This is a genomic window from Thermobifida cellulosilytica TB100 (assembly GCF_001517975.1).
Taxonomy (GTDB): domain Bacteria; phylum Actinomycetota; class Actinomycetes; order Streptosporangiales; family Streptosporangiaceae; genus Thermobifida; species Thermobifida cellulosilytica.
In genome coordinates this window covers 797498-824292 of the sequence record NZ_KQ950180.1, presented here as the reverse complement: position 1 = coordinate 824292, position 26795 = coordinate 797498, and the positions used below count along the sequence as shown (strand labels likewise).

Here is a 26795-nt window from a genome sequence, read left to right as displayed (position 1 = left end):
AGGACAAGGGGCACAACAAATGGCCGCGTCGCAAATCCCCCCTTCTGGAACTCTCTCCCCCTCAGGAGAAGAGACGGAAGCGCCACGCTGGTGGATCTTCCACGGAACCGGCAAACCGCGGCCCCACCTCGACCTCGCGGCGGTCCTGCCGCCCCCGCCGCCGTGGCGCAGCCACCGCGGCGGCTTCCCGGACGACCTTCCGGACGCTCCTCCCTACGATGACGACGAGGCGGGAAGAGTACTGGGAGCCGCTCCGGAGTTCTGCGCGCGGTGGAGCCCGCTCACCCAGAGCAGGCAGGAACGGCTGTCCAAGATCAACGCGGCACTCTACCTGCGCCGCCCCCTGCTGGTCACCGGCCCCCCAGGAGTGGGCAAGTCCGTCCTGGCCGACCAGATCGCCCGGGAGCTCAACCTGGGACGGGTGCTCCGCTGGACCGTCAGCAGCCGCAGCACGCTCCGCTCCGGCCTCTACGACTACGACCCGCTGTCCCAGATCCACGACCTGAACCTGGAGAACCTCCAGCGACCCCCGAGCCCTGACGGCTCCTCCGATCCCGGGGAGGCCGCGCTGCGCAGCAGCGCCCAGCGGATCGGGAACTACCTGCGTATCGGTCCGCTCGGAACCGCGTTCCTGCCCCACCGGCTGCCTCGAGTCCTGCTCGTCGACGAACTCGACAAGGCCGACCACGACCTCGTCGGAGACCTGCTCGCCCTGCTGGAGCACGGCCGCTACACCATTCCCGAGCTGTACCGGCTGCGCTCCGCCGCGCCCCGGATCACCGTCCCGACCGACGACCCGGGCCGTACCACTGTGGTCGCGGACGGCGAGGTCCGCTGCGCGGAGTTCCCGATCGTGGTCATCACCGCCAACGACGAGCGGCCCTTCCCGCCCGAGTTCCTGCGCAGGTGCATCCCGCTGCGACTCGCCCTGCCCTCGTCCGAGGAGCTTGCCGGGATCGTGGCGGCCCACTTCTCCGGAAGCCTGCCCGGCGCCGCGCACTCCGTCATCGCCGACTTCGTCCGCCGCAGCGCGGAGGGCTCCCCGCTGGCCATCGACCAGTTGCTCAACGCCGTCCACATGGCCACGGTCATCGAGCCCGGGGCGGCCGAGCCCGGCCCCGAGTTCCTCCAGGAACTCTCCGCGATGCTGTGGCACCGACTCGCGGAACCCCTCGGATGAACGCCTACCACGGCCGCACTCCGGGGCCGGGGAGCCGTGACGCACCCCTGTCCCTGACCGGGTGGGAACTGGCCGACGCGATCTACCTCGCGGCATGGCAGGCGTACCGCGAACGGCAGGAACCGGCTGCTCCGCCCGGTGACAGTCGGCCGCGGCCCGAAACGGCCACGGACGGGGAGAAGCGGTCACCGCGGCCCGCCCACGCGGAACCCGCCACGCCGCCGCCCCTCCCGGCGCTGGAGGAGGCTCCCCCGGGGGCGCTGGAGGACACCGCCGGGCTCCGGACGCACTCCCGGCTGCCGCCCCAGGAGGGGGAGGCAGCGGCGGCCGAGACGGACGCCGACAGTGCTCCGGAGGAAGAGGCGTTCCCGGCGCTGCCCGACCGCCAGCGGCTGCTCCGGGCGCTGGCCCCGTTCCACCTGCGGCTCCCCGACCCACGGGAGCAGCGGTGCGACCTGGAGGAGACGGCACGCGACTACGCCCGCAGCCTGCTGGCCGCTCCGGTCCCGGTGCGGGGGCGGCGCCAGACCGTGATCACCCCCAGAACGGCCCCGCTGCTCCGTCCCGCGGTGCACGTGACCGCTCTCGTCGACGAGAGCGTCTCCATGCTCTTCCAGCAGCGGAAGGCCAGGGACCTCGTCGGGCTGCTGCGCTCCTCGGGGGTGTTCCGCTCGGTGCGGGTGCGCCGCTTCCACTCCGGGGCGGACGTCCGCCTCCGGGACACCGGCACGGACCCCCTCGGCACCTGGGGCAGGGACGGAATCCACGTGGCGGTGGTGCTCAGCGACGGCATCGGCGAGGCGTGGGAAACGGGACGCGTGCAGAGCTGGCTGGCAGACCTGGCCCGGCAGTTCCCCGTCGCCGTCCTCCACCTCCTCGACCCCCGCCAGTGGCGCCGGACCGGGATCCGTCCCGAGGCGATGGAGATCGCCGTCGCCGCGGCCGCCGGGCGCGCTCCGGCCAACCTCCGCTACACCGCGCGCCCGTTCCAGTGGCCGGAGGAGATCCCCCTGCCCGACGAGGAGGTCCAACGGGCGGCGGCCTCTGTCGTGCTCCCCGTGCTGCCGCCGCGGCCCGACGCGGTCCGCGCCTGGGCGGAGTTCGTCGTCGGCCGGGACCGGCGGGTCCTCAACGCCGGGGCGCTGCGCGTGGTTCCCGGCGATCCGGCGGCGAATGCGGTCGCGCCGCAGCGCACCGCTCCCGAGACCCCCGACGCCATGGTGCGGCGCTTCCGGCGTACCTCCTCCGACACGGCGTTCCAGTTGGCGGTGGACCTGGCGGCGGTGCCGCTGACCCAGCCCGCCGTCGACGCGGTCTGCCGCCTGCTCGCGGGCAGCCCGAAGATCCCCGAGCTCGTCGAGGTGCTCTTCAGCGGGCTGATGCGCGAGGTCGACTCCGCCGTGGTCACTCCGGCCAGGCGGATCCGGTGGGAGTACCGCAGGGGCGTCCGTGAGGCGCTGCTGTCCCAGGGCGGACGGCGCTCCCGGATCCGGCGCACCCTGGCGGCGGTCGCCGCCGAGTTCGAGGACCAGGACCCCTGGTTCTCCGTGCTGCGCAGACTCCTCGACGACCACGGCGCGGTCCCGGAGCCGGAACTCGACGAGACCTCCCTGCGGCTCGCCGAGGACACCCTTCCGGCCCTGGAGAGCATCGGGGTGGCCGACCTCCACTACGGCCTGGTGCGCCGGATCAAGGAGCAGACGCTGGCCCGACAGGACACCCCCTCCGCCCTTCTGCCCGCCCCGGTCCGGGGCGGGCGGCACGCCGTACAGGACTCCGACTCTGCCGTCCGTACACCGCACCCGACCGACACGCCTCCGATATTCACAGGTGAGAGCAGCATGATGTCCCAGAGGCCCGTTTCGATGTCCGACAACCTCGCGGGTGGCTCCGCAGCGGCGCAGGCCGGTCCGGAGCCGGGCGTTTCGTACTCCGCCGCCTGGGGCGGGGACATCCCCCCGCGCAACGCGCTGTTCACCGGACGCGACGACCTCATCCTCCGGCTGCGGGACCAACTGCGTTCGGCCACCGAGCAGGGGCGGATGACCCCCACCGTGCTCAAGGGCATGCCCGGCATCGGCAAGACGCAACTGGCGACGGAGTACCTGTACCGCTTCCGGGACGAGTACGACCTCATCTGGTGGGTGCGGGCCGGGCAGGTGCACCAGATCCACGAGGCGTACCTGCTGCTCGCCCAGGAGCTGGGGGTGCTCCGCGGCGACACCTCGATCACCAGCATGGTCCACTTCGTGCGCGAGGCGCTGCGCCAGGGGAGGCCCAGGAGCCGGTGGCTGCTCGTCTTCGACGACGTGCAACGGCCCGACGACATCATGCGCTACCTGCCGGTCGCCGGAAACGGGCACATCATCATCACCACGCGCAACCTCTCCTGGCCGGAGGGCGGCTACTACAACGGGATCACCGTCGACGTGTTCAGCCTGCGCGAGAGCGTCGCGCTGCTGCGCCGGTGCGGACTGGAGGACTTCACCGAGCAGGAGGCCGCGGAGCTCGCTGAGGAGCTCGGCCACATGCCGATCGCGCTGCGGCAGGCCGCGGCGTGGATGAACGACAGCGCCACCTCCATCTTCGAGTACCTGGCGTCCTACCGGACCAAGCGGGCCGAGCTGCTCCCCATGTTCGCGCCCGCCGACCCCGACTACCCGGACACGGTGATCACCGCGCTGAACGTCTCCCTGGACCGGCTCGCCGTGACCAATCCCGCGGCGCTGCAACTGCTCCAGGTCTGCGCGTTCTACTCCACCGCGCCCATCCCCCGCTTCCTGTTCCGGCAGGTCCAGGACGTGGCGGCGCCCCCGGAGCTGGAGACCGCGCTGCGGGACCCCACCAAGCTGAACCGTGCCTTCAGCGACGTCAGCCGCTACGGACTGGCGCTGCTCAACCACCGGACGCGTACCGTCCAGTTGCACCGGCTGGTCCAACTGGCCGTCCACTTCCCGCTGGACGACCGGGAGCGGGAGCAGTTGCGGCACTGCGCCCACCTGCTGCTGGCCAAGAACGACCCGCGCGACATCTCCTCGCAGGAGGCGCGCAGGCGCTACGCCCAGCTCTTCCCCCACGTGTGGGCCACCGAGGCCTGGAACTGCACCGACCCCTGGGTGCGCGAGCTCGTCCTCCAGGAGATCTACGTCGCCGACCTGAACGGGGAGCACGCCGACAGCCAGCGGCTCGCGGAGGAGGCGCTCCGGGTGTGGCGGGAGAAGCTGGGGGACACCGCCGCAGAGACCCTGCGCGCCGAGCTCTACCTGGTGCGCACCCTGCGCGACCAGGGAGAGCGGCAGCGGGCCTACGAGCTGTGCGAGCGGGTGGTGCGCGTCCTCACCGAGCAGTACGGACCGGACTCGGAGGAGACGCTGCGGGCCAGCATCGAGTTCGTGCGCAGCCTGCAGGACGCGGGGCGGTTCGCCGAGTCCCGGGAGCTCGCCCGGGACATCCGCAACCGCTACCGGCGACTGCTGGGACCGGACGACCCCGACACCACCCGTGCCTCCCACAGCTACGCCTACGCCCTGCTCCTGGCCGGGGACCACCGCAAGGCCGCTGAACTGTTCTGGGAGGTCTACCAGACCAACGAGATGATGCTGGGGCCCAACAACCCCCCCACGCTCGCGGCCGTCAACGGCTACGCCGAGGCGCTGATGGAAAGCGGCGACTACTTCAGGGCACTGCGCTACCAGGAGGAGAACACCGAGCGGATTCGGGAGCTCTTTGGCGTCGACCACTGGGGCACGCTGAGCAACATGGCCACGCTCGCGGCCGTGCTGCGCCGGACCGGGAACCTGGCCAGGGCGGTCGAGATCTCCGAGACCGTCTACCGGGAGGCCAGCGACCGCTTCGGCGAGGACAGCCCCATCACGGTGGTCGCGGCGGCCAACCACGCCACGACCCTGCGGTCCGCCAACCGCCACAACGAGGCCCTGGACCTCGCGGAGCAGGCGAGCCGCCACTACGTCGAACTCTTCGGAGAGGACCACCCCCACGTCGCCGCGGCCGAGGTCAACCGGGCAGCGGTCCTGCGCCAGTTGGGACGGGCGGCCGAGGCCCGCGAGGTCGACGAACGGGCGCTGCGGGTCCTCGCCGAGCGGCTCGGCGAGGACCACACCAGCACCCTCTCCTGCCGACTCAACCTGGCGAGCGACCACTTCGCCCTCGGCGACACCGCAGAGGCGCTGCGGCGCGACACGGAGAACCTGGAGCGCTGCCGCAGCGTGCTCTCCGAGAGACACCCGCTCACCCTGCTGGCCCGGCGCAACCTCGCCCTCGGCCGCCAGGCCGCGGGCGAGGACGTCGCCGCGGAGCTCGCCACGGTCGAGCGGCTGTACGCCGAGGTCATGGGGGATCAGCACCCCGCGACGGCGTCGATGCGCCGCAGACAGCGGGGGAACGCCGATATCTACCTCAGCATGCCGTGACGGGCGCGGGACGGGAGCACGGAATCGCTGCCGCGCGGGCTCAGAGGCTGTTCTGCTTCACCTGGCGGATGAAGAGGATCCACGCCCTGGCGGAGACGGCGAGCACCGGCCCGCCGGGGTGGACGGAATCGCGGATCTCCATGCTTCGGGAATAGGCAAACCGCACCTCGACGCACGTAGTTCCCTTGCCCGTATCGGAATAGCTCGATTTCCGCCAGGAGGTCGCACCGTGGAGGGCAGCGGCGCGGGCAGGCGGGAATCCGGCGTCCGTGTGTTCGGTGATCACGGTGCGACCGGGACTCGTGTGACTTTCCGCTGCCGGTGTCCCCTGGGGCCATTCCGGATCCGCAGCAGCGCCAGTGCGGTGCACGGTCCTCCCCTGCCTCGCAAAAATCCTGTCATTCGGCAATCAAAGGGGTATATCCCCAATGGCAGGAACCTTCATGTCTTCCCGGAAGCTGAAGAATCCCGGAAAACCCCCGGGGTTCTGCTGTTTCCCCCGAGCCCGGTAGAGGAGTGCAGGTGGGAGAACTCGTCAGTCTCACCGTTGACGACAACGGGACGGAAATCCTCATCGAGCCCGCCGGGGCGCGCAGCGGCCCCGTCAATGTGGCCAAAAGCGGGGACAAGCGGGTGCAGAAACACCTCGACCAGGTTCTCGGCCAGGTCCGGCAGATCGCCGCGACCGTCGCCGAAAGAATCCGCGACCTTCCCGGGCGGCCCGACCAGGTGGCCGTGGAACTCGGCGTCGGGTTCACCACCACCGCCGACGTGTTCATCGCCCAGTCCACCGCGAACGCCGCGCTCAAGGTGACGCTCACCTGGAAGGCCTCCGGCCCGCAGGAGTGAGCTCCCCTCCGGCCCGCCTGCCACAATGGGCGGGTGACCGAATCCGACAGCGCCGACGTCCGCCTGCTCACCCCCGCCGACGTGCGGCGGCTCGCCGAACGGCTGGGGGTGCGCCCCACCAAGACCCTCGGCCAGAACTTCGTCATCGACCCCGGGACGGTGCGCCGGATCGTCCGTACCGCGCAGGTCGGCCCCGACGACGTGGTCGTCGAGGTCGGCCCCGGACTCGGCTCGCTCACCCTGGCGCTGCTGCCGCACGTGCGCCACGTCACCGCGGTGGAGATCGATCCGCGGCTCGCCGAGGCGCTGCCCGGCACGGTCGCCGAGCACGCCCCCGGCCACGCCGACCGCCTGCGGGTGGTCACCGCCGACGCCCTGCGGATCACGGAACTCCCCGACCCGCAGCCCACCGCGCTGGTCGCCAACCTCCCCTACAACGTGGCCGTGCCCGTGGTCCTGCACCTGCTGCACCTGCTGCCCACCCTGGAACGCGGCCTGGTCATGGTGCAGGCCGAGGTCGCCGACCGGCTGGCCGCCCGTCCCGGCGGACGCTCCTACGGGGCCCCGTCGGTCAAGGCCGCCTGGTACGCCGAGGTGCGCCGGGCCGGGGCGATCGGCCGTACCGTGTTCTGGCCGGTCCCCAACGTCGACTCCGGGCTCGTCGCGCTGCGCCGCCGCCCCGCCCCCGAGACCAAGGCCGACCGGGAGGAGGTGTTCGCGGTCGTCGACGCGGCCTTCGCGCAGCGCCGCAAGACCCTGCGCGCCGCCCTGAGCGCCTGGGCGGGCTCGGCGAGCGCCGCGGAGGCCGCCCTGCGGGCCGCCGGGGTGGACCCCAGGGCCCGCGGGGAGGCCCTCGACGTCGCCGACTTCGCCCGGATCGCCGAGCACCGCCCCTGAGCCGGGGCGCGTCCCGCGCGGCGCCGGTCAGGCGGGCTGCCCCGCGGACTGGGGTACGTCGATCTTCTGGCCCGGACTGTCCTTCTCGCTCTTCAGGACCAGGGACTCGGGAGTCTGGGCGGGTCCGATGATGAACACCAGGGGGCCCTCCGCGGTGCTGCCCGGTTCGATCGGTCCCGACCAGAGGTCCGTGTTCGTCTCCGGGTACACCGGCACCTCGGCCGTCACGGGAGGGCTGTCGCTGCTGAGCAGGGTCTGCAACTCGTAGGAGAACCTCACCGGGCGCTCCGAGGAGTTGTGCGCCTTGATCTCGGCGACGCAGTACCTGGCGCCGGTGAGCACGCTCCGGTTCAGGACCTTCGACTCGCAGTACCACTTGTCGAGGTCGAAGTGGAGCGCCTCTCCGGGAGCCGGCTCCGGAAGGGTGTCGGACTTGTCCGGCTCCTCCGTCCCGCCGGGCTGGGCGGAGGCGGTGGACTGCGGTTCCTGGTCGGAGCCGCCCCCGCCGAACGGAAGCCGGTGCGTCACCGCAGCCGCGACCAGTCCGAGGACCAGCAGCAGCACGACCACCCCGGCCACCACGCCGACCACGACCCAGCGGGAGCGGGAGCCGGGGCGCATCGGCCGGTGCGGGGGGAGCGGGTTCGGCGGCACGTACGGGCGTGCCTGGGGGACCGGTATCTGGCCGGTCTGCGACGCTCCGGGAGAAGGAGCGCCGGTGTTGGGCGGAACGACCGGGAACTGCCCGGTGTGGTGGGGCGGCGGCGGTCCCGGCTGCTGCGGCGGCTGGTTGGGCGGCGGTCCCTGCGGACCCGCTGCCGGGTTCGGCGGCACCCGCCCGGGGCCGCCCTGCTGCGGCTGGGCATAGGGCTGCGGAGCCACTGCGGTCTGCCCCTGGGGCGGGGCCTGCGGGTGGGGCATGCCGCTGTGCGTCTGGTGGGAGGGCGGCGGGTATCCCGGCGGCGGCGGGGGCAGGTTCGGCCGCCACGACTGGTGCAGCGCGTGGCTCACCATGTCGTTGGCGTCGTTGCTGGCTCCCCCTCCGGCCAGCTCCAGCAGCAGCTCCTGCGCGGTGGGACGCTGGTCGGGGTTCTTCGCCAGCGCCCGGGCCACCAGCCGGTCCAGCGGCGGGTCCAGGTTGCCGATGTCGGGCTCGGCGAACAGCATCCGCTTGCCCAGGGTCATGGCGTCGCCGTTGCCGAACGGATGCCTGCCGTTGCCCGCGAAGGCCACCAGGCAGCCCCAGGCGAAGATGTCGGCCTTGGTGGTGACCTTCTCCTCCAGCAACTGCTCCGGGGCCATCCACCCCGGGCTGCCCATCACGATCCCGGTCTGGGTGTGGCTGGTGGAGGTGTTCAGCGCCCGCGCGATGCCGAAGTCGATCACCCGCGGCCCCGACAGCGACAGCAGCACGTTCGCCGGTTTGAGGTCGCGGTGGACCAGGCCCGCCTTGTGGATGGCGGCCAGCGCCGCGGCCACGCCCAGCGCGAAGCCGTGCAGCGTGCCGGAGTCGAGCGGGCCGTTCTCGGCGATGTGTTCGGCCAGCGCGGTCCCGGCGATGTACTCGGTGACCATGTACGGCCGGTTCTCGAACGTGCCGTGGTCGAGCACCTTGGCCGTGCAGAAGGAGGCGACCCGCCGGGCGTTCTCCATCTCGTCGCGGAACCGTGCCCGGGTGGCCTCGTCGAAAGCCAGTTCGGGACGGATAACCTTGATCGCTACATGGGTTCCCTTCTCCGGGGTGCGGCCCAGGTAGACCGTCCCCATGCCTCCGCTGCCCAGACGTCCGACCAGCACGTAAGGACCGATGGTCGCCGGGTCTCCGGCGGCCAGCGGTTCCAGGTTCTTCGGGAGCCCATCCGACGGCAAGCGATCCTCCCCGACGGTGTCCAAACTCCGTCTCGGCCTCAACGGTAGCGGGGATTCCGCCCCGATACCCACCCACGTGGACCCGAAGGCCCGATGTGGCAACGCAAGCGACGCCGGTGAAACGTGATCGCTGCTGTCAGTGAGCCGACCGCCCCGAGCGTGGCGGCCGACCTGTCCAAGAATCCCATATCGGCCGAGCGAATTCACAGAGGCGGTCTTTCCCGTACGATCTAGAACCCGTGAACGCCACAGCCTCCGTCACCGTGCGCGTCCCCGCGAAGGTGAACCTCCAGCTCGCGGTGGGGCCCGCCCGCGGTGACGGGTACCACGGCCTGGTCAACGTCTTCCACGCGGTCTCCCTCTTCGACGAGGTCACCGTCTCCGTCCGCGGCGACCTGCCGCCGGGGCAGGCCGTGCTGAGCGCCGACGGCGAGCGGGCCGACCACGTCGCCCGGGTCCCCCTCGACGGCTCCAACCTCGCCGCCCGCGCGGCGGCCCTGCTGGCCCGGCACGTCCCCGGGGCCACCGGAGTCCACATCCACCTGGCCAAGGCCATCCCCGTCGCGGGCGGGATGGCCGGGGGCAGCGCCGACGCCGCCGCCGCTCTTGTGGCGTGCGACACTCTGTGGGGCGGCGGCACGCCCCGCGAGCGGCTCCTCGAACTCGCCGCGGACCTCGGCAGCGACGTGCCCTTCCCGCTGCTCGGCCACACCGCCGTCGGCACCGGGCGCGGCGAGCGACTGGCCCCGCTGCCGGTGCGGGGCACGTTCCACTGGGTCTTCGCCCTGGCCGAGGGGGGCCTGTCCACCGCCGCGGTGTTCGCCGAGTACGACCGGCTGCGCCCGGACGCCCCCGAACCCCGCCTGGACCCCGAGCTCGCCGCCGCGCTCGCCGCCGGGGACCCCCGCCGCCTCGGCGCGGCGCTCGCCAACGACCTACAGCCGGCCGCCCTGTCGCTGCGGCCAGCCCTGGGGGAGGTCCTCGACGTCGGCCGCGCCGCCGGAGCGCTGGGCGCCGTCGTGTCCGGCTCCGGGCCCACCTGCGCCTTCCTCGCCGAGTCCGCGGAGCACGCCCGCGCCCTCGCCGAGGCCCTGCGCGACTGCAAGGAGTGCGCCGACGCCGTCACCGCCCACGGCCCCGTCCCCGGCGCCGTCGTGCGCTGAGGCGCCCGCGGGCGGGCCTCACACCCCGCCCTCCCGGGCCGGGCGGAGCAGCGGGGAGCCCGGCCCCAGCGCGGCCAGCTCGTCGTTGCCGTTGCGCAGCCCGCACGAGCGCAGCGACAGGCACCCGCAGCCGATGCACGACGTCAGCCGGTCCCGCAGCCGCTGCAACGCGTCGATCCGGGTGTCCAGTTCGTCCCGCCACCTGCGGGACAGCCGGGCCCAGTCCTCGACCGTGGGCGTCCGCTCGTCGGGTAGGGTGGCCAGCGCCTCCTGGATCTGGGCGAGCGTCAGCCCCACCCGCTGGGCGGCCGAGACGAACGCCAGGCGGCGCAGCGTGCTGCGGTGGTAGCGGCGCTGGTTGCCCGCGGTCCGCTCGGCACGGATCAGTCCCTTCGCCTCGTAGAACCGCAGTGCGCTGTGCGACATGCCACTGCGTTCGGCCAACTGGCCGATGGTGAGCCGGGCCGGAAGGTGCGCCATGCCCCAGTCCTCCTCTCGGTAGCCTCTCCAACCTCAACCTAACCCGAGGTTCCCGGGGCGTTACGCGGTCGACACGTACTGTCCGCTCCCGGCCGTACCCGGCACTCCGCCGCACCCCCGACAATGGAGGGGATGAACCTCGTCAACCTCCAAGACGTCTCACTCGCCTACGGCCCCCTGGTCCTCCTGGACTCCGTCTCCCTGGGGATCGACGAGGGGGACCGGATCGGCATCGTGGGCCGCAACGGCGGTGGCAAGTCCACCCTGGTGTCCGTGCTCGCCGGGCGGCTGAAGCCCGACTCCGGCCGGGTCGTGCACAACCGCGGGCTGCGCGTGGGCTTCCTCCACCAGCAGGACAGCTTCCCCGACACCACCGTCGGCGACTTCGTCCTGGGCGGGCGGGCCGAGCACGAGTGGGCGGGCGACGCCCGGGTCCGCGACGTGCTGCGCGGCCTGCTGTCCGGCTGGGACCTCGGCGCCCGGATGGCCCACCTGTCCGGCGGGGAGCGCCGCCGCGCCGGACTCGCCAGGATGCTCATCGACACCCACGACCTGATCATCCTGGACGAGCCCACCAACCACCTCGACATCGAGGGCATCGCCTGGCTCGCCGACCACCTCAACCGGCGCCGCGAGGCCGTCGCCGTCGTCACCCACGACCGCTGGTTCCTCGACGCGGTCACCCACCGCACCTGGGAGGTCGTGGACGGCCGGGTGGAGCGCTACGAGGGCGGCTACGCCGCCTACGTGCTCGTCAAGGCCGAACGGCAGCGCCTGGCCCAGGCGGCCGAGGAGCGCCGCCAGAACCTGCTGCGCAAGGAACTGGCCTGGCTGCGCCGCGGACCGCCCGCCCGCACCTCCAAGCCCCGGTTCCGCATCGAGGCCGCCAACGCGCTCATCGCCGACGAGCCGCCGCCCCGCGACACCGTCGAACTGGTCCGCTTCGCCAGCTCCCGGCTGGGCAAGACGGTCATCGACGTCAAGGACGTCACGCTCCGCGCCGGGGACACCACCCTGCTGGAGCACCTGACCTGGCAGCTCGGCCCCGGCGACCGGGTCGGCCTGGTGGGGGTCAACGGCTCCGGCAAGACGACGCTGCTGCGGCTGCTCGCCGGGGAGCGCGAGCCCGACGCCGGGAGCGTGCGCCACGGCAAGACCGTCAACCTCGCTCACCTCTCGCAGAACCTCGCGGAGCTGGACCCCGAGGCGCGGCCGTTGCAGGCGGTCAGTGAGATCCGCCAGCACGTCACCGTCGGCAAGCGGGAGTACTCCGCCAGCCAGATGCTGGAGCGCTTCGGCTTCCGGGGGGAGCGCCAGTGGACCCCGGTCGGCGACCTCTCCGGCGGCGAGCGGCGGCGGCTGCAACTGCTCCGGCTGCTCATGGCGGAGCCGAACGTCCTGCTCCTGGACGAGCCCACCAACGACCTGGACATCGAGACGCTGAACGAGCTGGAGGACCTGCTCGACGGCTGGCCCGGGTCGCTGGTGGTGGTCAGCCACGACCGCTACTTCCTGGAGCGGATCTGCGACCGGGTCTTCGCCCTGCTCGGCGACCGCACCCTGCGCCACCTGCCCGGCGGCGTGGACGAGTACCTGCGGCGGCGCGCCGAGGCCGCCGACGGCGGCGAGGTCCCCCGGGGCGCCGCCGACGCGGCCGGGAGCCGGAAGGAGGCCCCCGGGCTGTCCGCGGCCGAGCGGCGGGCCGCGCAGAAGGAGATGCAGCGCATCGAGCGCCGCATCGACCGGATCAGCGCGCGCGAGAGCGAGCTCCACGCGCTCATGGCCGAGGCCGCCGACGACTACACCCGGCTGGCCGAGCTCGACGCCGAGCTCAAGGCCCTCACCGCCGAGAAGGCGGACCTGGAGGACGCCTGGCTGGCCGAGGCCGAGAAGCTGGGGGAGTGACCGTCCCCCGCGCCGCCCGTGTCATCCCTGCACGGGCGGCGCGGGGGACGCCCTCCCGGGGGAGGGCCCGCCACCGCGGCTCAGTTCCGCAGGACCTCCTCGACGACCGCGGCGACCTCCTTCGCCCCGGCCTCGTTGAGGTGGATGTGCGGTCCTCGCTCGGTGTCGCACATCCACGTGTACTGGCACACGTTCTGCACGTTGAGCGGCAGGCCGCCCTTCTCGTCCTCCTCGGCGTCCTCCGCCTGCTCGTCGCCCTCGGCGGCCTCCTCGCCCTCGGCGTCCTCGGCCCCCTCGGCGAGGTCCCCGACGGGGGTGAAGTTCTCCACCTCGAACCGCGTGGCCACGTTCGCCACGGTGAAGCCCTCGGCGTTGTAGGCGTCGGTGAGCGTGCCGTTGATCGCGGCCAGCATGCCGTTGGTGTAGTTGGCGGTGTCCTGGTAGGTCCGCTCGTCGTCGTCCTCCGTGGCGACGACGGCCGTCACCTCCTCCGCCAGGTACATCGCCAGCAGGGGGTTGTAGGAGGTCACCCCGATGATCTCGACGTCCTCGCCCGCGGCCTCGCGCAGGCGCTGGGCGATCACCGGCGCGTCCTTCGCCACCTGCTCCAGGTTCTTGGCCACGCACTCCCGGTCGATGGCGGTCGTCAGCTTGCCGTCCTCGTCCAGGGCGCACGCGAACAGGTTGTTGCCGCCGATGTTCACCGTCACCAGGCGCACCCGGCCCCGGTTCTCCTTCAGGAAGGCCTCGGCCGCGGCCAACTGCGAGCCCTCCTCGTAGTCGCAGCCCTCGGCCCCGCCCTCCACGAAGGTGGCGGTGTCCTCGCCGGCGCAGCCCAGCTTCACGTGCTCCACTCCCGGGGGCTCGTCCGCCAGGGTCGAGGCCACCAGGTCGGTGTAGCCGTTGTCGGTCTCGGCGGGCGTGCCCGACTCGTCGGGCTGCACCCCGACCGCCAGGTCGTCACCCAGCGACAGGTAGTACTGCTTCTCCGCTTCTTCGCTGCTGCATGCCGAGGCCAGCAGCGCCACGACGGCGGCGGTGGCACACATCCAGGAAAACCGGCGCATCGTCTCTCACGTCTCTTCTTCTCTCGCAGGTAAATCGGTTAAGCGAGCCCCCTGCGTAGCATGCCGGTAACAGACCGCAAAAAGCTAGTCGTCATAGGGTCACGACTTGTGTCCGTTATCGAGACGTGTGGTGGAGAAGTGGACAAAGGGGGAGAAAGTTCTGGATCGGGGGATCAGTCCGGCTCGTCCAGCGGCGCCAGGACGGTCCGCAGCAGCGCGGCCAACCGGTCGCGCTCGGCGCGGTCCAGCGTCCCCAGCAGGGACTCCTCGTAGCGCAGCAGGTCGGCCAGGGCCGCGTCCACCCGCTCCCGCCCCTCGTCGGTGAGCCGGACCAGCACCCCGCGCCGGTCCGCCGGATCGGGCAGGCGGCGTACCAGCCCGTCCTCGGCGAGCCGGTCGATGCGGTTGGTCATGGTCCCCGAGGTCACCAGGGTGGCACGGAGCAGCCGCCCCGGGCTCAGCTCGTAGGGCGCTCCCGAACGGCGCAGTTCGGCGAGCACGTCGAACTCCCACGGCTCCAGGTCGTGCGCGGCGAACACCGAGCGGCGCGCGCGGTCGAGGTGCCGAGCCAGTCGGGAGACCCGGCTCAGCACCTGTAGCGGCTCCACGTCGAGGTCGGGGCGCTCCGCGCGCCATGCCTCGACCAGACCGTCGACCTCGTCACGCATGTCCCAAGCATATCTCTTGACATCAAGATAATCGGCGGGTGGCCGTTCTCACTCCCGGCGGCGCGACCGCGCGGTGTCCACCCGCGGCTTGACGTCCAGCCGGGACAGGCCGTTCCAGGCCAGGTTCACCAGGTGCGCCGCCACCACCTCGCGCTTGGGGCGGCGCACCTCCAGCCACCACTGGCCGGTCAGGGCGACCATGCCCACCAGCGCCTGCGCGTACAGCGGGGCCAGTTTCGGGTCGTAGTCGCGGGCGCGGAACTCCTCCGCCAGCACGTGCTCCACCTGGGTGGCGATGTCGCTGATCAGGCTGGCGAAGCTGCCCGTCCCCGACGCCGCGTGCGAGTCGCGCGCCAGGATGCGGAACCCCTCGCTGTGCTCCTCCACGTACTGCAACAGGGCCAGGGCCGCGCCCTCCAGCTTCTGCCGCGGCCCGCCCTCGACCAGCGCGTCGCTGACCAGGTCGAGCAGGCACTGCATCTCCCGGTCGACCACGACCGCGTAGACGCCCTCCTTGCCCCCGAAGTGCTCGTACACCACCGGTTTGGAGACCCCGGCGCGCGCCGCGATCTCCTCCACCGACGTGGCGTCGAAGCCGCGTTCTGCGAACAGTTCCCTGCCGATCGCGAGAAGCTGTTCCCGGCGCTCCTTGCCGGTCATACGCTGCTTTTTTCGGGCTCTGGGCTTCTGTTCGCTCACGGCTTCCATCATGGCGGATCAGGCTAGGCCGCAACACGCTTGGCGGCCAGCCGCTCCGGGTCGGGCCAGCGCACCTTGGTGGCCCAGCCCAGCTTCTCGAAGACCCAGATGATCCGGGCCGAGATGTCGATCTGGCCCTTGAGCACCCCGTGCCGCGCACAGGTCGGGTCGGCGTGGTGCAGGTTGTGCCAGGACTCCCCGAAGGACGGGATCGCCAGCCACCACACGTTGCGGGAGCGGTCGCGCACCGCGAAGTTCTCCTCGCCGATGGTGTGGCAGATGGAGTTGACCGACCAGGTGACGTGGTGCAGCACCGCGATGCGCACCAGGCTCGCCCAGAAGAAGGCGGTGAACGCGCCCCACCAGGACATGGTCACCAGGCCGCCGATCACCGGCGGGACGAGCAGCGAGGCGAGCACGAACACCCAGAAGTACCGGTCGATGCGGACCAGGTCCTTGTCCTTGAGCAGGTCGGGCGCGAACCGCTTGGGGGAGGTCTTCTGCTCGTCGAGGAACAGCCAGCCCATGTGCGCGTAGAACATGCCCTTGGCCACCGAGCGCCAGTCGTCGCCGAAGCGCCACGGCGAGTGCGGGTCACCCTCGTGGTCGGAGTACTTGTGGTGGCGCCGGTGGTCGGCCACCCACTTGATGACCCCGCCCTCGATCGCCAGGGAGCCGGCGACCGCCAGGGCGATCTTCAGCGGCCGGTTGGCCCGGAAGGAGCCGTGGGTGAACAGGCGGTGGTAGCCCACCGTGATCCCCAGGCCGCCGATCAGGTAGAAGACCGCGCCGATGGCGATGTCGAGCCAGGTCAGCCCCCACCCCCAGGCGAAGGGCACCGCGGCGGCGACCGCCAGCAGCGGGACGAAGACGAAGGTGAAGACGGTGTAGCGCTCGGTCCTGGAGCGCTTCTCCTCCAGGATCTCCGGCTCGGGAGCGCGTCGTGTCTGGACTTTCTCGGATGTTGCGGACATTGTCCACCCCGTTCTGGACGGCCGTACGGATCGGAAGGGAGCCCTGGACGGCCGCTCCGCTGCGTCGCGGACCGGCCGCACCCCACCCCACCAGGCGGTTCCTGGTCGTGAGGCCGAATGAGCAGACACCTGCGCCACCCGTCCGGCCATCGGCGGTTGGACAACCTATACCTACGTAACCGTAACCTACGGCATCGTAGGTTTGGCAAGAGCGGGAGCGCAGTGATTTTGTGTGGTCCGTCTGCTACCCCGATCACCAGGGGAAATACAGAGGAGAAAGGTTGCCGGAACGGCAGAGGTCGCTTACCCCGGCCGGGTCGGGCCCGCGGGCGGCGCGGAACGGCCGGGAGCACAGGGCCCGCCCCGCGGTCCCGGCCCGCCGGGCGGACGGGGCGGAAACCGGGGCCGGAAGCCTTATCGAGATGCCGTGGAGGCCGGGAAAGGGTTATCGTGGTCCCCGGGCGGACAAGCGGTCCGGTGCCTCCCCACCGACAGGCAGAGGTCTGCTTCGGTCCCGGATGATGTAATTGGCAGCATGTGGGGTTTTGGTCCCCATCGTCCAGGTTCGAGTCCTGGTCCGGGAGCTCTCTCCGCCGACCGGCGGGAACGGCTTCAGTGGGAAACCTCATAAACCGGGCGTGCGGCCCGGGGCCGGTCTCCCGAATCCCGTTCTGCTCCTGGTGTCCCTCCCGCCGCCCGCCACGCTCCCGCGACGCACCCGCCGAGCCGCCCCGGAACGCCTTCCTGTCCGGATGTATGCTGCCTGTGTCGGTCCGGGACGTGAGTTCCGCATGCCCTGAGCGGGGTCCTGCTTCGCCGTTTCGCCGACACCGCGTGTCGAGACGGGGCCGCCGACCGCCGCGTATCTCTTACGCACCACACTCGTTTTCTGGTTCATCCGCCAGCGACATGAGGAGTCGCCGCCAGTGAGCGCGAGCCGTCCAGATGCTGTCATCGTCCTCGCGGCGGGCGAGGGCACCCGTATGAAGTCCAGGCAGCCCAAGGTCCTCCACGAGATCTGTGGCCGGAGCCTGTTGGGACACGTCCTCGCCGCCGTCGCCGAACTCGATCCGGAACGCACCGTCGTGGTGGTCGGTCACGCCCGCGAGCAGGTGACCGAGCACCTCAAGAGCATCGCGCCGGAGGCCGTCACCGCCGTCCAGGAGGAGCAGAACGGCACCGGCCACGCCGTGCGCATGGCCGTTGAGGCGCTGCGCGCCCAGGGCGTGGAGCTCTCCGGAACCGTCGTGCTGACCTGCGGGGACACCCCGCTGCTGCGCGGTGCGACGCTGCGGGAGCTGGTCGCCGCGCACGAGGCGGAGGGCAACGCCGTCACCGTCCTGTCGGCCCGGGTTCCCGACCCCACCGGCTACGGCCGGGTGGTGCGCGACGCCGACGGCGCCTTCACCGCGATCGTCGAGCACGCCGACGCCACCGAGGAGCAGCGCGCGGTCGACGAGATCAACTCCGGCATGTACGCCTTCGACGGCGCGCTGCTGTCGCAGGTGGTGCACCGGCTCTCGGCGGACAACGCCAAGGGCGAGGAGTACATCACCGACGCGGTCGCGCTGCTGCGCGGCGACGGCCACCGGGTGGGCGCGTACACCGCCGCCGACCGCACCGAGGTGGAGGGCGTCAACGACCGGGTCCAGCTCGCCGAGGCCCGCCGACTGCTCAACGCCCGGCTGCTGGAGCGGCTCATGCGCGACGGCGTCACCGTGGTCGACCCGGCCTCCACCTGGGTGGACGTCGACGTCGAGGTGGGGCGCGACGCGGTGATCGAGCCGCAGACCCAGTTGCAGGGACGCACCGTCGTCGGCGAGGGCGCACAGGTGGGGCCCGCCACGGTGCTGCGCGACACCGAGGTGGGCGAGGGCGCCGTGGTCTCGCACACGGTCGCCCGCGAGGCGGTGATCGGCCCGGAGGCCACGGTGGGCCCCTACGCCTACCTGCGCCCCGGGGCGCGACTGGACCGCGGGGTGAAGGTCGGCACCTTCGTCGAGGTGAAGAACTCGACGGTGGGCGAGGGCTCCAAGGTGCCGCACCTGACCTACGTGGGCGACGCCGACATCGGCCGGGGCGTCAACATCGGCGCGTCCTCGGTGTTCGTCAACTACGACGGTGTGCGCAAGCACCGCACCGTGATCGGGGACCACGCGCGCACCGGCAGCGACAACATGTTCGTGGCTCCGGTCCGGGTCGGCGAGGGCGCCTACACGGGGGCGGGGACGGTGGTCCGCGAGGACGTGCCGCCCGGGGCGCTCGCGGTGTCGGCGGGACCCCAGCGCAACATCGAGGGCTGGGTGGAGCGCAAACGTCCGGGCACTCCGTCGGCGGAGGCCGCGAAGCGGGCCCGGGCCGGCTCGGAGCAGGACCGGTGAGCCCGGCGCTGACGCGTCTGGCTCCGGACGGTCTCCCGGGCAGGCGAAGAGAGAACAACCGGAACTATGGGGGATGTTAACGTGACCGGCATGAAAGCCGCGGGTCAGAAAAAACTGATGCTCTTCTCGGGACGCACCCATCCCGATCTCGCGGCGGAGGTCGCGGCGGAGCTGGGTATCGAGGTGGTTCCCACCAGGTTCCAGGATTTCGCCAACGGGGAGATCTTCGTCCGTTACCTGGAGTCGGTCCGGGGCTGTGACGCCTTCGTCATCCAGTCCCACTCCGATCCGATCAACAAGTCCATCATGGAGCAGTTGATCATGGTGGATGCGCTGAAGCGGGCCTCGGCCAAGCGCATCACCGTGGTCACGCCGTTCTTCGGCTACGCGCGCCAGGACAAGAAGCACCGCGGCCGGGAGCCGATCTCGGCCCGGCTGATCACGGACCTGTTCAAGGCCGCCGGGGCGGACCGGCTGATGGCGGTGGACCTGCACACCGACCAGATCCAGGGCTTCTTCGACGGTCCGGTGGACCACCTGTTCGCGCTTCCCCTCCTCGCCGACTACGTGGCGGACAGCGTCGACCTGGGCAACGCGACGGTGGTGTCCCCGGACTCGGGCCGGGTGCGCACCGCGGACCGGTGGGCGGACCGGCTGGGCACCCCGCTGGCGATCGTGCACAAGCGCCGCGACCCGGACGTGGCCAACGAGGTCCGGGTCCACGAGGTCGTCGGCGAGGTGCGGGGCCGCACCTGCATCCTGGTGGACGACATGATCGACACGGCGGGCACCATCGTCAAGGCGGCGGACGCCCTGTTCGAGCAGGGGGCGGCCAAGGTGATCGCGGCCGCGACGCACGGGGTGCTGTCGGGGCCCGCGGTGGACCGGCTGCGCGACTCGCGGATCTCCGAGGTGGTCATCACCAACTCGCTGCCCATCCCCAAGGACCATCAGTTCGACAAGCTGACCCAGCTTTCGATCGCCCCGCTGGTGGCCCGGGCCATCAACGAGGTGTTCAGCGACGGTTCGGTGACGAGCCTGTTCGAGTGACGTGCGCGGGGCCGGTCGGCGGGTTCCGCGTCGGCCGACCGGCCTGCCGTGCGCGAGGCGTCGGGTGAGCCGTTAGACTGCTATGAGCTTCCCCGCGTGTGCGGGGCGATCTCCGTGCTCGCGCGGGCCGCTGTGGCAGTGGCACGGCGAGATCGTGATGTTCCCCGCGTCAGCAGGGTTCTTTCCCGCTGGTATGGAGCGGGGCTGTGTTCCGTAGAAGCCGTGTCCCCCCGCCGTTGCGGGGGATGATTCACCAAGGAGTTCCGTCGTGTCCGAGGTACGTATCGCTGCCGAGCCGCGCACCGAGTTCGGTAAGGGCGCCGCGCGCCGCGCCCGTCGCGCGGGCAAGGTGCCGGCCGTCCTCTACGGCCACGGCACCGCTCCCCTCCACCTCAACCTGCCGGGCCACGACCTGATGCTCGCGCTGAAGACTCCGAACGTGCTGCTGCGGCTGGAGGGCATCGAGACGGACAACACCCTCGTCCTGCCCAAGAGCGTGCAGCGCGACGCGATCAAGGGCTTCCTCGAGCACGTGGACCTGCTGGCCGTGCAGCGGGGCGAGCAGGTCGTGGTCGAGGTCCCGCTGGTGCCCCAGGGCGAGGTCGCCAGCGGCGGGGTGCTCAACCTGGAGCTGGCCCAGATCGAGGTGCGGGCCGAGGCCACCCACCTCCCCGAGGGGATCGAGGTGGACGTGGCCGGGCTCGAGGTCGGCACGAGCATCACCGCCGGTGAGCTGAAGCTCCCCGCGGGCGTCGAGCTGGCCGCGGACGCCGACACGATCGTCGTGTCCGTGGTGGCCGAGGCGGCCCCGGAGACCCCCGCCGAGGCGGAGGAGAGCGCCGCCGAGTAGCGGCGGTGCCGGAACGGTTCTGTGGTGATGCGCGGTCTTCTCGCACGGGTGCGGGGAGGCCGCGTGTCCGCGTCTGCGGGGCCTGATGCGCGAGCGGTGGAGAGTGGTGCGGTGAGCGGCGAGCGTTGGCTGGTCGTGGGGCTGGGCAATCCGGGGCCCAAGTACGCGGGGAACCGCCACAACGTGGGCTTCATGGTGGTGGACGCGCTGGCGGCCCAGCAGGGCGAGCGCTGGCGGGCGCACAAGGCGCACGCCGAGGTGGTGGAGACCCGCCTGGGCGGGGTGCCGGTGGTGCTGGCCAAGCCGCGCTCGTACATGAACCTGTCGGGCGGACCGGTGGCGAACCTGTGCGCCTTCTATAAGATCCCGGTGGAGCGGGTCGTGGTGGTCCACGACGAGCTGGACATCCCGTTCGCCACGCTGAAGCTGAAGCGGGGCGGCGGGTCGGCCGGGCACAACGGGCTGAAGTCGATCACCGCGTCGCTGGACTCCCCCGACTACGTCCGCGTCCGGGTCGGGATCGGCCGGCCGCCGGGGAGGATGGACGCGGCCGCGTTCGTGCTGCGGGACTTCTCCGCGGCGGAGCGCAAGGAGCTGGACGTGCACGTGGCGCGGGCGGCCGACGCGGCCGAGATGGTGGTGACGGAGGGGCTGGACCGGGCCCAGTTGGTCTACCACACGGCGGCCTGAGCGCGGCGGCGCGGTCCAGGAGCGCGGTTTTCGGGTGCGAGTCGCCACCCCGGGGCGCCGGGCGTGCGACACTGGTGGCGGTCCGGAAGGGCGGACTCCGGCCGGACGGCCCGGAGTCCGGGGACGGGAGCGTACTGAACCTGGTGAGCACCATCAGAAACGATCACGAAGTGGCGCGTGACCTGGCGATCCAGGCCGGGCAGCAGCTCGTACGGCTGCGGGAGCGCAACGGGTTCGACGAGCCCGAGGTGCTGCGCACCCTGGGCGACCGGGTCTCGCACGAGTTTCTGTTCTCCGCGCTGGGGCGGCTGCGGCCCAGCGACGCGGTGCTGTCGGAGGAGGGGGCGGACGATCCCCGGCGGCTGGGAGCGCGCCGGGTGTGGATCATCGACCCGTTGGACGGCACCCGCGAGTTCGGTGAGGTCGGCCGGACGGACTGGGCGGTGCACGTGGCGCTGTGGGAGGACGGCGAGCTGGTCGCCGGAGCGGTGTCGCTGCCCGCGCAGGGGAGCACCCTGTCCACGGTGGACCCGCCGTGGCTGCCGGAGGAGCGCCCCGCCGGACAGCGGCTGCGGATCACCACGAGCCGGACCCGGCCGCCGGAGTTCGTGCGGCGGCTGGCGAACCAACTGGGCGCCGAACTCGTGCCGATGGGGTCGGCGGGCGCGAAGATCTGCGCGGTGATGCTGGGGATCGCCGACATCTACATCCACGCGGGCGGCCAGTACGAGTGGGACAGCGCAGCACCGGTGGCGGTGGCGCGCGCGGCCGGTCTGCACGCCTCCCGGCTCGACGGGAGCGCCCTGACCTACAACCGGCCGGACCCTTCCCTGCCGGATATCCTAGTATGTCGACCGGAGTTGTCGGGTACCTTGTTGGCCAGCATTCGTCACGTAGCGAATCTGGACAGCGCGGGCCCGCACGCCGGAGCCTGAGGCGCCGCCTCGGCTCGGCGTACACAGCGAGCACGAGGCGGTTTTCATGAGTCAGGTCAGCGACGCCGTCGGGCGGTACCAACTCTCCCAACTCGACTTCCTCGAAGCCGAGGCGATCTTCATCATGCGTGAGGTCGCCGCCGAGTTCGAGCGCCCGGTGCTGCTCTTCTCGGGCGGCAAGGACTCCGTGGTCATGCTCCGGATCGCTGAGAAGGCGTTCTGGCCCGCCCCGATTCCGTTCCCCGTGATGCACGTGGACACCGGGCACAACTTCCCCGAGGTCATCGAGTTCCGTGACAAGCGGGTGGCCGAGCTCGGGGTGCGGCTGGTCGTGGCCTCGGTGCAGGACCAGATCGACGCGGGGAAAGTGGTGGAGCCCACGGGACGGTGGGCCAGCCGCAACCGGCTGCAGACCGCGGCTCTGCTCGAGGCGATCGAGGAGAACAGCTTCGACGCGGCGTTCGGCGGGGCGCGGCGCGACGAGGAGAAGGCGCGCGCCAAGGAGCGGGTGTTCTCCTTCCGGGACGAGTTCGGCCAGTGGGACCCCAAGAACCAGCGCCCCGAGCTGTGGAACCTCTACAACACCCGGGTCAACCGGGGGGAGAACATCCGGGTCTTCCCGCTGTCCAACTGGACCGAGCTGGACGTGTGGCACTACATCCGCCGCGAGGAGCTGGACCTGCCCGCCATCTACTTCGCGCACCGGCGCCGGGTGTTCGAACGCGACGGCATCCTGCTGCCCGACAGCCCGTTCGTCGCGCGCGACGAGGACGAGGAGCTGTTCGAGGCGTCCGTCCGGTACCGCACGGTGGGTGACATGACGTGCACCGGCGCGGTGCTCTCCACGGCGACCACCCTCGACGAGGTGATCGCCGAGATCGCGGCGACGCGGATCACCGAGCGCGGCCAGACCCGCGCCGACGACCGCAGCAGCGAGGCCGCCATGGAGGACCGCAAGCGCGAGGGCTACTTCTAGCCGGCCGCGCCCTCCCAGCCCATCCCATCCGCGCCTACGCACTTTGGACCCTACTGCCCATGACTACTGACATTCTGCGGTTCGCCACGGCCGGCTCCGTCGACGACGGCAAGAGCACCCTGATCGGCCGTCTGCTCTACGACTCCAAGTCGATCTTCGAGGACCAGTACGCCGCGGTGGAGCGCACCAGCCGCTCCCGGGGGGAGGAGCAGGCCAACCTGGCGCTGCTCACCGACGGCCTGCGGGCCGAACGCGAGCAGGGCATCACGATCGACGTGGCCTACCGGTACTTCGCGACCCCCCGGCGGACCTTCATCATCGCCGACACCCCCGGGCACATCCAGTACACCCGCAACATGGTCACCGGAGCCTCCACCGCGGACCTGGCGGTGGTCCTGGTGGACGCCCGCAAGGGGTTGCAGGAGCAGAGCCGTCGGCACGCCTTCCTGGCCACGCTGCTACAGGTGCCGCACATGGTGCTCGCGGTGAACAAGATGGACCTGGTGGACTACTCCGAGGAGCGGTTCGAGGAGATCAAGGCGGAGTTCACCGCGTTCGCCGCCAAGCTCGACATCCCGGACCTGACGTTCATCCCGATCTCGGCGCTGCACGGCGACAACGTGGTGGAGCGCTCGGCGAACATGCCCTGGTACGAGGGCCCGTCGCTGCTGCACCACCTGGAGCACGTGCACATCGCCTCCGACCGCAACCTCATCGACGTGCGGTTCCCGGTGCAGTACGTGATCCGGCCGCACCGGGCCAACGACCCCGACCTGCACGACTACCGCGGCTACGCCGGCCAGGTCGCGGGCGGGGTGCTCAAGCCGGGCGACGAGGTGGTGCACCTCCCGTCGGGACTGACCACCCGGATCCGGCGGATCGCCACCGCGGACGGGGACGTGCCCGAGGCGTTCCCCCCGATGTCGGTGACGCTGCTGCTGGAGGACGACATCGACATCTCACGCGGGGACATGATCTGCCGCCCGAACAACCGGCCGAACGTCACCCAGGACCTGGACGCGATGGTGTGCTGGATGGCGGAGGGCCGCAGCCTCACGCCGCGGACCAAGCTGCTGATCAAGCACACCACGCGCACCGCCAAGGTGATGGTCCGCGACCTGCTGTACCGCCTGGACGTGAACACCCTGCACCGGGACGAGTCCGCGACGAGCCTGTCGCTCAACGAGATCGGCCGGGTGGCGCTGCGGGTCACCCAGCCGCTGTTCGTCGACGACTACCAGCGCAACCGGCTGACCGGCGGATTCATCCTGATCGACGAGGGCACCAACGCCACGGTGGGCGCGGGCATGGTCCTCCGCCCGGAGTGACGGGACGCCTCCTCCCCGGCTCTCAGCGCCGCGGTCGGGCCGTGCCGGGCCCGGTCGCGGCGCTGCGCCGTCTCCGGAGCCGCAGCAGCGGGGAGCGGCGTCCGGTCGAGGGGTGGCACAGCAGCGTGGTGCGGGTCGGAGTGGTGACCCGGTCGTGCACCTCGACGGGGAGGGTGGGCACCCTGAGGAGGCGGGCGAGCAGGAGGAACGGCAGGGCGCCGCGCGCGCCGGTGGAGACCACCACGGTGGGCCGGTAGCGGGCGAACGCGCGGATCGCCGCCAGGGTGGTGCGGACCGGGGCGACGGCGCCGCGGAGGACGGGGCGGCGTCGCGGGGGGAGCGGGGCTGTGGCCTCCTGGGCGGCGAGGTCCGCGGTGTGCAGGGTGATCCAGAACCTCGTGTGCTCGTGCCACCGGGGCCGCAGGGGCCACAGCCGGGCGGGGTGTCCCCCGTCGGCGGCGACGAGCAGGACAGGTGAGACAGCCATGCCCCCATCATGGCATGACTCAGAGTAGTTTGACCATGACTTGAAGTAGTGACGTGCTGCTTGTGGGGGTATGCCGCGTTTGGTTTCCGGGGGCTGACGGGACATACCGTGGGGGCATGCGTCTGACCGCCTTCACCGACCTGTCGCTGCGGATCGTGATGCGCCTGGCCGTCGCCGACGGCGAGGCGCTCACCACGCGTTCGGTTGCCGGGATGCTGGCCGTCCCCTACACGCACGCGGCCAAGGCCGTGGCGCGGCTGAGCGAGATGGGGCTGGTGGAGGCGCGGCGCGGCCGCGGCGGCGGGCTGCGGCTCACACCGGAGGGGCGGACGGCGACCGTCGGCGCGATCGTGCGGGCACTGGAGGGCGGCGGCGACGTCGTGGCCTGCGAGGACGATCCGCCGTGCCCGCTGCGGGCGGCCTGTCGGCTGCGCGGGGAGCTGCGCCGGGCGCAGGAGGCGTTCTTCGCCGCCCTGGACGAGGTGACCGTCGAGTCGCTCGTGGCCGGTCCGACGGGGCCGGTCCTGGTGGCGCTGCGGCCTCCCGAGGGCCCCCAGGGCGGCGTCTGAGCCGGCGGACGGCGCTTGGCCGATTGACGGGGGGTGGATGGGGGTGCCGTGGAGCGCTCTTTAATATGCATCTCAGATGCAAATTAAGTGGGGCGTTCCGGCTCCCCGACCCCTTGGAGGGCGCATGCTGTCAACCCAGTCCGCCGAGATCGTCCGCGCCACGCTTCCGGTGGTCGGAGCCCACCTCGACCAGATCACCGAGCGCTTCTACGCGACCATGTTCGCCGAGCGCCCGGAACTCCTCGACGGCCTGTTCAACCGGGGCAACCAGGCCAACGGAGAGCAGCGCCGGGCGCTCGCCGGCTCCATCGCGGGCTTCGCCCACGCCCTGATCCGCCACCCCGACGAACGCCCCGACACCCTGCTGTCGCGCATCGCCCACAAGCACGCCTCCCTGGCCGTCACCGACGACCAGTACGTCATCGTCCACAAGTACCTGTTCGGTGCGATCGCCGACGTGCTGGGGGAGGCCGCCACCCCCGAGGTCGTCGCGGCCTGGGACGAGGTGTACTGGCTGATGGCCGGGGCGCTGATCGCGCTGGAGGCCCGGCTCTACGCGGAGCGGGGCACCGCCGACGGCCGCACCTGGCGGGAGTGGACGGTCGTGGACCGCCGCCAGGAGACCCCCGACGTGGTCTCGTTCGTCCTGCGGCCCAGCGACGGCGGCCCCCTGCCCGAGGTGCTGCCCGGCCAGTACGTCAGCGTCCGCATGCGCATGGCCGACGGCGTCCACCAGATCCGCCAGTACTCCGTCTCCGGCGGGGACGAGCACACCCGGCGGATCACCGTCAAGCGGGTCCGCGCCACCGAGGACGCGCCCGAGGGGGAGGTGTCCACCCTGCTGTACGAGGCCACCCGGGTGGGCGACCGCCTCACCGTCTCCGCGCCCTTCGGCGACGTGGTCCTCAAGGACGGGGACCGGCCGCTGGTCCTCGTCTCGGCCGGCATCGGGTGCACCCCCGTCGTCGGCATGCTGCACCACCTCGCCGACACCCGGACGACCCGCCGGGTGCTGGTGCTGCACGCCGACCGCTCCCGCGCCGCCCACGCGCTGTGGCGGGAGACCTCCGAACTGGTCGCCACGCTGCCGAACGGGCAGCAGATCGTCTGGTACGAGGAGGGCGACGGCGGGCTGGCCGGCCAGATGGACCTGAGCTCCCTGGAGATCCCCGCCGACGCCGAGGCCTACCTGTGCGGGCCGGTGCCCTTCATGCGCCGGGTGCGGGACCAGCTCCTGGCCGCGGGCGTGGCCGCCAGGGACGTCCACTACGAGGTCTTCGGCCCCGACCTGTGGCTGCCCGCCGACTGACCCAGCCCGCACCCCCGTCGGCGGCCTCCGGTCCGCACC

Annotated in this window: 23 protein-coding genes; 15 read left to right on the top strand and 8 right to left on the bottom strand. The window is 71.7% G+C overall.

Translation table 11 applies throughout. The annotated features are described in order from the left end of the window. Positions 1–19: 19 nt before the first annotated feature. Both AC529_RS03520 and fxsT read left to right on the top strand, forming a co-directional pair. The gene (locus tag AC529_RS03520; RefSeq protein WP_068753450.1) at positions 20–1180 is read left to right on the top strand and encodes an AAA family ATPase; all 1161 of its coding nucleotides are present in this window, start codon (positions 20–22) and stop codon (positions 1178–1180) included. Continuing rightward, entirely contained in the window at positions 1177–5610 is a 4434-nt protein-coding gene (fxsT, locus tag AC529_RS03515; RefSeq protein ID WP_068753449.1) for an FxSxx-COOH system tetratricopeptide repeat protein, read from the top strand. Before AC529_RS03520 ends, fxsT begins: the two co-directional genes overlap by 4 nt. Before the next feature lie 40 nt (positions 5611–5650). Here the strand turns inward: fxsT and AC529_RS19375 are convergent, their stop codons facing one another. Continuing rightward, positions 5651–5896, bottom strand: a complete 246-nt coding sequence (locus AC529_RS19375; RefSeq protein ID WP_232306551.1) for a DUF397 domain-containing protein — start codon at positions 5894–5896, stop codon at positions 5651–5653. A 236-nt stretch (positions 5897–6132) separates the two neighbouring features. On the opposite strand from AC529_RS19375, the gene AC529_RS03510 reads away from it, so the two are divergent. Then, positions 6133–6459, top strand: a complete 327-nt coding sequence (locus AC529_RS03510) for a CU044_2847 family protein (RefSeq protein WP_068753448.1) — start codon at positions 6133–6135, stop codon at positions 6457–6459. A 33-nt stretch (positions 6460–6492) separates the two neighbouring features. Next, on the top strand, positions 6493–7356 hold the full coding sequence (gene rsmA, locus AC529_RS03505) for a 16S rRNA (adenine(1518)-N(6)/adenine(1519)-N(6))-dimethyltransferase RsmA (protein WP_068753447.1): 864 nt from the start codon (positions 6493–6495) through the stop codon (positions 7354–7356). A gap of 27 nt (positions 7357–7383) precedes the next feature. On the opposite strand, the gene AC529_RS03500 is transcribed toward rsmA, so the two are convergent. Continuing rightward, positions 7384–9225 (bottom strand): serine/threonine-protein kinase, encoded by a 1842-nt coding sequence (locus AC529_RS03500; RefSeq protein WP_068753446.1) that lies wholly within the window; start codon positions 9223–9225, stop codon positions 7384–7386. Between the two features lie 239 nt (positions 9226–9464). Between AC529_RS03500 and AC529_RS03495 the strand changes: the two genes are divergently transcribed. Then, positions 9465–10388, top strand: coding sequence for a 4-(cytidine 5'-diphospho)-2-C-methyl-D-erythritol kinase (locus tag AC529_RS03495; protein ID WP_068753445.1), 924 nt, complete (start codon positions 9465–9467; stop codon positions 10386–10388). 18 nt (positions 10389–10406) lie between these two features. Here the strand turns inward: AC529_RS03495 and soxR are convergent, their stop codons facing one another. Next, a complete protein-coding gene (soxR, locus tag AC529_RS03490; RefSeq protein ID WP_068753444.1) occupies positions 10407–10868 on the bottom strand; it encodes a redox-sensitive transcriptional activator SoxR in 462 nt (153 codons plus the stop codon). Between the two features lie 132 nt (positions 10869–11000). Here soxR and AC529_RS03485 point away from each other — a divergent pair, with 132 nt between their 5' ends. Continuing rightward, a complete protein-coding gene (locus AC529_RS03485) occupies positions 11001–12773 on the top strand; it encodes an ABC-F family ATP-binding cassette domain-containing protein (RefSeq protein ID WP_068753443.1) in 1773 nt (590 codons plus the stop codon). An 80-nt stretch (positions 12774–12853) separates the two neighbouring features. On the opposite strand, the gene AC529_RS03480 is transcribed toward AC529_RS03485, so the two are convergent. The 4 genes from AC529_RS03480 to AC529_RS03465 all read right to left on the bottom strand — a co-directional run bounded on the left by AC529_RS03480 (position 12854) and on the right by AC529_RS03465 (position 16181). Continuing rightward, positions 12854–13822 (bottom strand): SGNH/GDSL hydrolase family protein, encoded by a 969-nt coding sequence (locus tag AC529_RS03480; RefSeq protein ID WP_232306550.1) that lies wholly within the window; start codon positions 13820–13822, stop codon positions 12854–12856. Between the two features lie 191 nt (positions 13823–14013). After that, positions 14014–14508, bottom strand: a complete 495-nt coding sequence (locus tag AC529_RS03475; protein ID WP_068753441.1) for a MarR family winged helix-turn-helix transcriptional regulator — start codon at positions 14506–14508, stop codon at positions 14014–14016. 48 nt (positions 14509–14556) lie between these two features. Next, complete coding sequence (locus AC529_RS03470) at positions 14557–15216, bottom strand: TetR/AcrR family transcriptional regulator (RefSeq protein ID WP_068754475.1); 660 nt, start codon at positions 15214–15216, stop codon at positions 14557–14559. Positions 15217–15230: 14 nt separating this feature from the next. Beyond that, a complete protein-coding gene (locus tag AC529_RS03465) occupies positions 15231–16181 on the bottom strand; it encodes an acyl-CoA desaturase (protein WP_068753440.1) in 951 nt (316 codons plus the stop codon). Positions 16182–17107: 926 nt separating this feature from the next. Here AC529_RS03465 and glmU point away from each other — a divergent pair. The 7 genes from glmU to cysN all read left to right on the top strand — a co-directional run bounded on the left by glmU (position 17108) and on the right by cysN (position 24391). Continuing rightward, entirely contained in the window at positions 17108–18562 is a 1455-nt protein-coding gene (gene glmU / locus AC529_RS03460; protein ID WP_068753439.1) for a bifunctional UDP-N-acetylglucosamine diphosphorylase/glucosamine-1-phosphate N-acetyltransferase GlmU, read from the top strand. Positions 18563–18643: 81 nt separating this feature from the next. Then, positions 18644–19612, top strand: coding sequence for a ribose-phosphate diphosphokinase (locus AC529_RS03455; protein WP_068753438.1), 969 nt, complete (start codon positions 18644–18646; stop codon positions 19610–19612). Positions 19613–19880: 268 nt separating this feature from the next. After that, positions 19881–20462 carry a 50S ribosomal protein L25/general stress protein Ctc gene (locus tag AC529_RS03450; RefSeq protein WP_068753437.1) on the top strand — a complete coding sequence of 194 codons (582 nt, stop codon included), beginning with the start codon at positions 19881–19883 and terminating at the stop codon, positions 20460–20462. Between the two features lie 27 nt (positions 20463–20489). Next, positions 20490–21152, top strand: coding sequence for an aminoacyl-tRNA hydrolase (pth, locus tag AC529_RS03445; protein ID WP_068754473.1), 663 nt, complete (start codon positions 20490–20492; stop codon positions 21150–21152). A 143-nt stretch (positions 21153–21295) separates the two neighbouring features. Next, on the top strand, positions 21296–22087 hold the full coding sequence (locus AC529_RS03440; RefSeq protein ID WP_068754471.1) for a 3'(2'),5'-bisphosphate nucleotidase CysQ: 792 nt from the start codon (positions 21296–21298) through the stop codon (positions 22085–22087). A 46-nt stretch (positions 22088–22133) separates the two neighbouring features. Beyond that, a complete protein-coding gene (cysD, locus tag AC529_RS03435) occupies positions 22134–23063 on the top strand; it encodes a sulfate adenylyltransferase subunit CysD (RefSeq protein WP_068753436.1) in 930 nt (309 codons plus the stop codon). Positions 23064–23122: 59 nt separating this feature from the next. Then, positions 23123–24391 (top strand): sulfate adenylyltransferase subunit CysN, encoded by a 1269-nt coding sequence (gene cysN, locus AC529_RS03430; protein WP_068753435.1) that lies wholly within the window; start codon positions 23123–23125, stop codon positions 24389–24391. Between the two features lie 22 nt (positions 24392–24413). Here cysN and AC529_RS19920 read toward each other — a convergent pair whose 3' ends face one another. Further along, entirely contained in the window at positions 24414–24878 is a 465-nt protein-coding gene (locus AC529_RS19920) for a hypothetical protein (protein WP_068753434.1), read from the bottom strand. A gap of 116 nt (positions 24879–24994) precedes the next feature. Here AC529_RS19920 and AC529_RS03420 point away from each other — a divergent pair, with 116 nt between their 5' ends. After that, a complete protein-coding gene (locus AC529_RS03420; RefSeq protein ID WP_068753433.1) occupies positions 24995–25447 on the top strand; it encodes an RrF2 family transcriptional regulator in 453 nt (150 codons plus the stop codon). 124 nt (positions 25448–25571) lie between these two features. Beyond that, the gene (locus AC529_RS03415; protein WP_068753432.1) at positions 25572–26756 is read left to right on the top strand and encodes a globin domain-containing protein; all 1185 of its coding nucleotides are present in this window, start codon (positions 25572–25574) and stop codon (positions 26754–26756) included. Positions 26757–26795: the final 39 nt, after the last annotated feature.

Coding starts and splice junctions, on each gene's coding strand:
- cysD (WP_068753436.1), top strand. CDS start 22,134: ATGAGTCAGGTCAGCGACGCCGTCGGGCGGTACCAACTCTCCCAACTC.
- AC529_RS03480 (WP_232306550.1), bottom strand. CDS start 13,822: ATGTGTGCCACCGCCGCCGTCGTGGCGCTGCTGGCCTCGGCATGCAGC.
- cysN (WP_068753435.1), top strand. CDS start 23,123: ATGACTACTGACATTCTGCGGTTCGCCACGGCCGGCTCCGTCGACGAC.
- AC529_RS03420 (WP_068753433.1), top strand. CDS start 24,995: ATGCGTCTGACCGCCTTCACCGACCTGTCGCTGCGGATCGTGATGCGC.
- AC529_RS03520 (WP_068753450.1), top strand. CDS start 20: ATGGCCGCGTCGCAAATCCCCCCTTCTGGAACTCTCTCCCCCTCAGGA.
- AC529_RS03475 (WP_068753441.1), bottom strand. CDS start 14,508: ATGCGTGACGAGGTCGACGGTCTGGTCGAGGCATGGCGCGCGGAGCGC.
- fxsT (WP_068753449.1), top strand. CDS start 1,177: ATGAACGCCTACCACGGCCGCACTCCGGGGCCGGGGAGCCGTGACGCA.
- AC529_RS03485 (WP_068753443.1), top strand. CDS start 11,001: ATGAACCTCGTCAACCTCCAAGACGTCTCACTCGCCTACGGCCCCCTG.
- soxR (WP_068753444.1), bottom strand. CDS start 10,868: ATGGCGCACCTTCCGGCCCGGCTCACCATCGGCCAGTTGGCCGAACGC.
- AC529_RS03470 (WP_068754475.1), bottom strand. CDS start 15,216: ATGGAAGCCGTGAGCGAACAGAAGCCCAGAGCCCGAAAAAAGCAGCGT.
- AC529_RS19920 (WP_068753434.1), bottom strand. CDS start 24,878: ATGGCTGTCTCACCTGTCCTGCTCGTCGCCGCCGACGGGGGACACCCC.
- AC529_RS03465 (WP_068753440.1), bottom strand. CDS start 16,181: ATGTCCGCAACATCCGAGAAAGTCCAGACACGACGCGCTCCCGAGCCG.
- pth (WP_068754473.1), top strand. CDS start 20,490: ATGCGCGGTCTTCTCGCACGGGTGCGGGGAGGCCGCGTGTCCGCGTCT.
- AC529_RS03415 (WP_068753432.1), top strand. CDS start 25,572: ATGCTGTCAACCCAGTCCGCCGAGATCGTCCGCGCCACGCTTCCGGTG.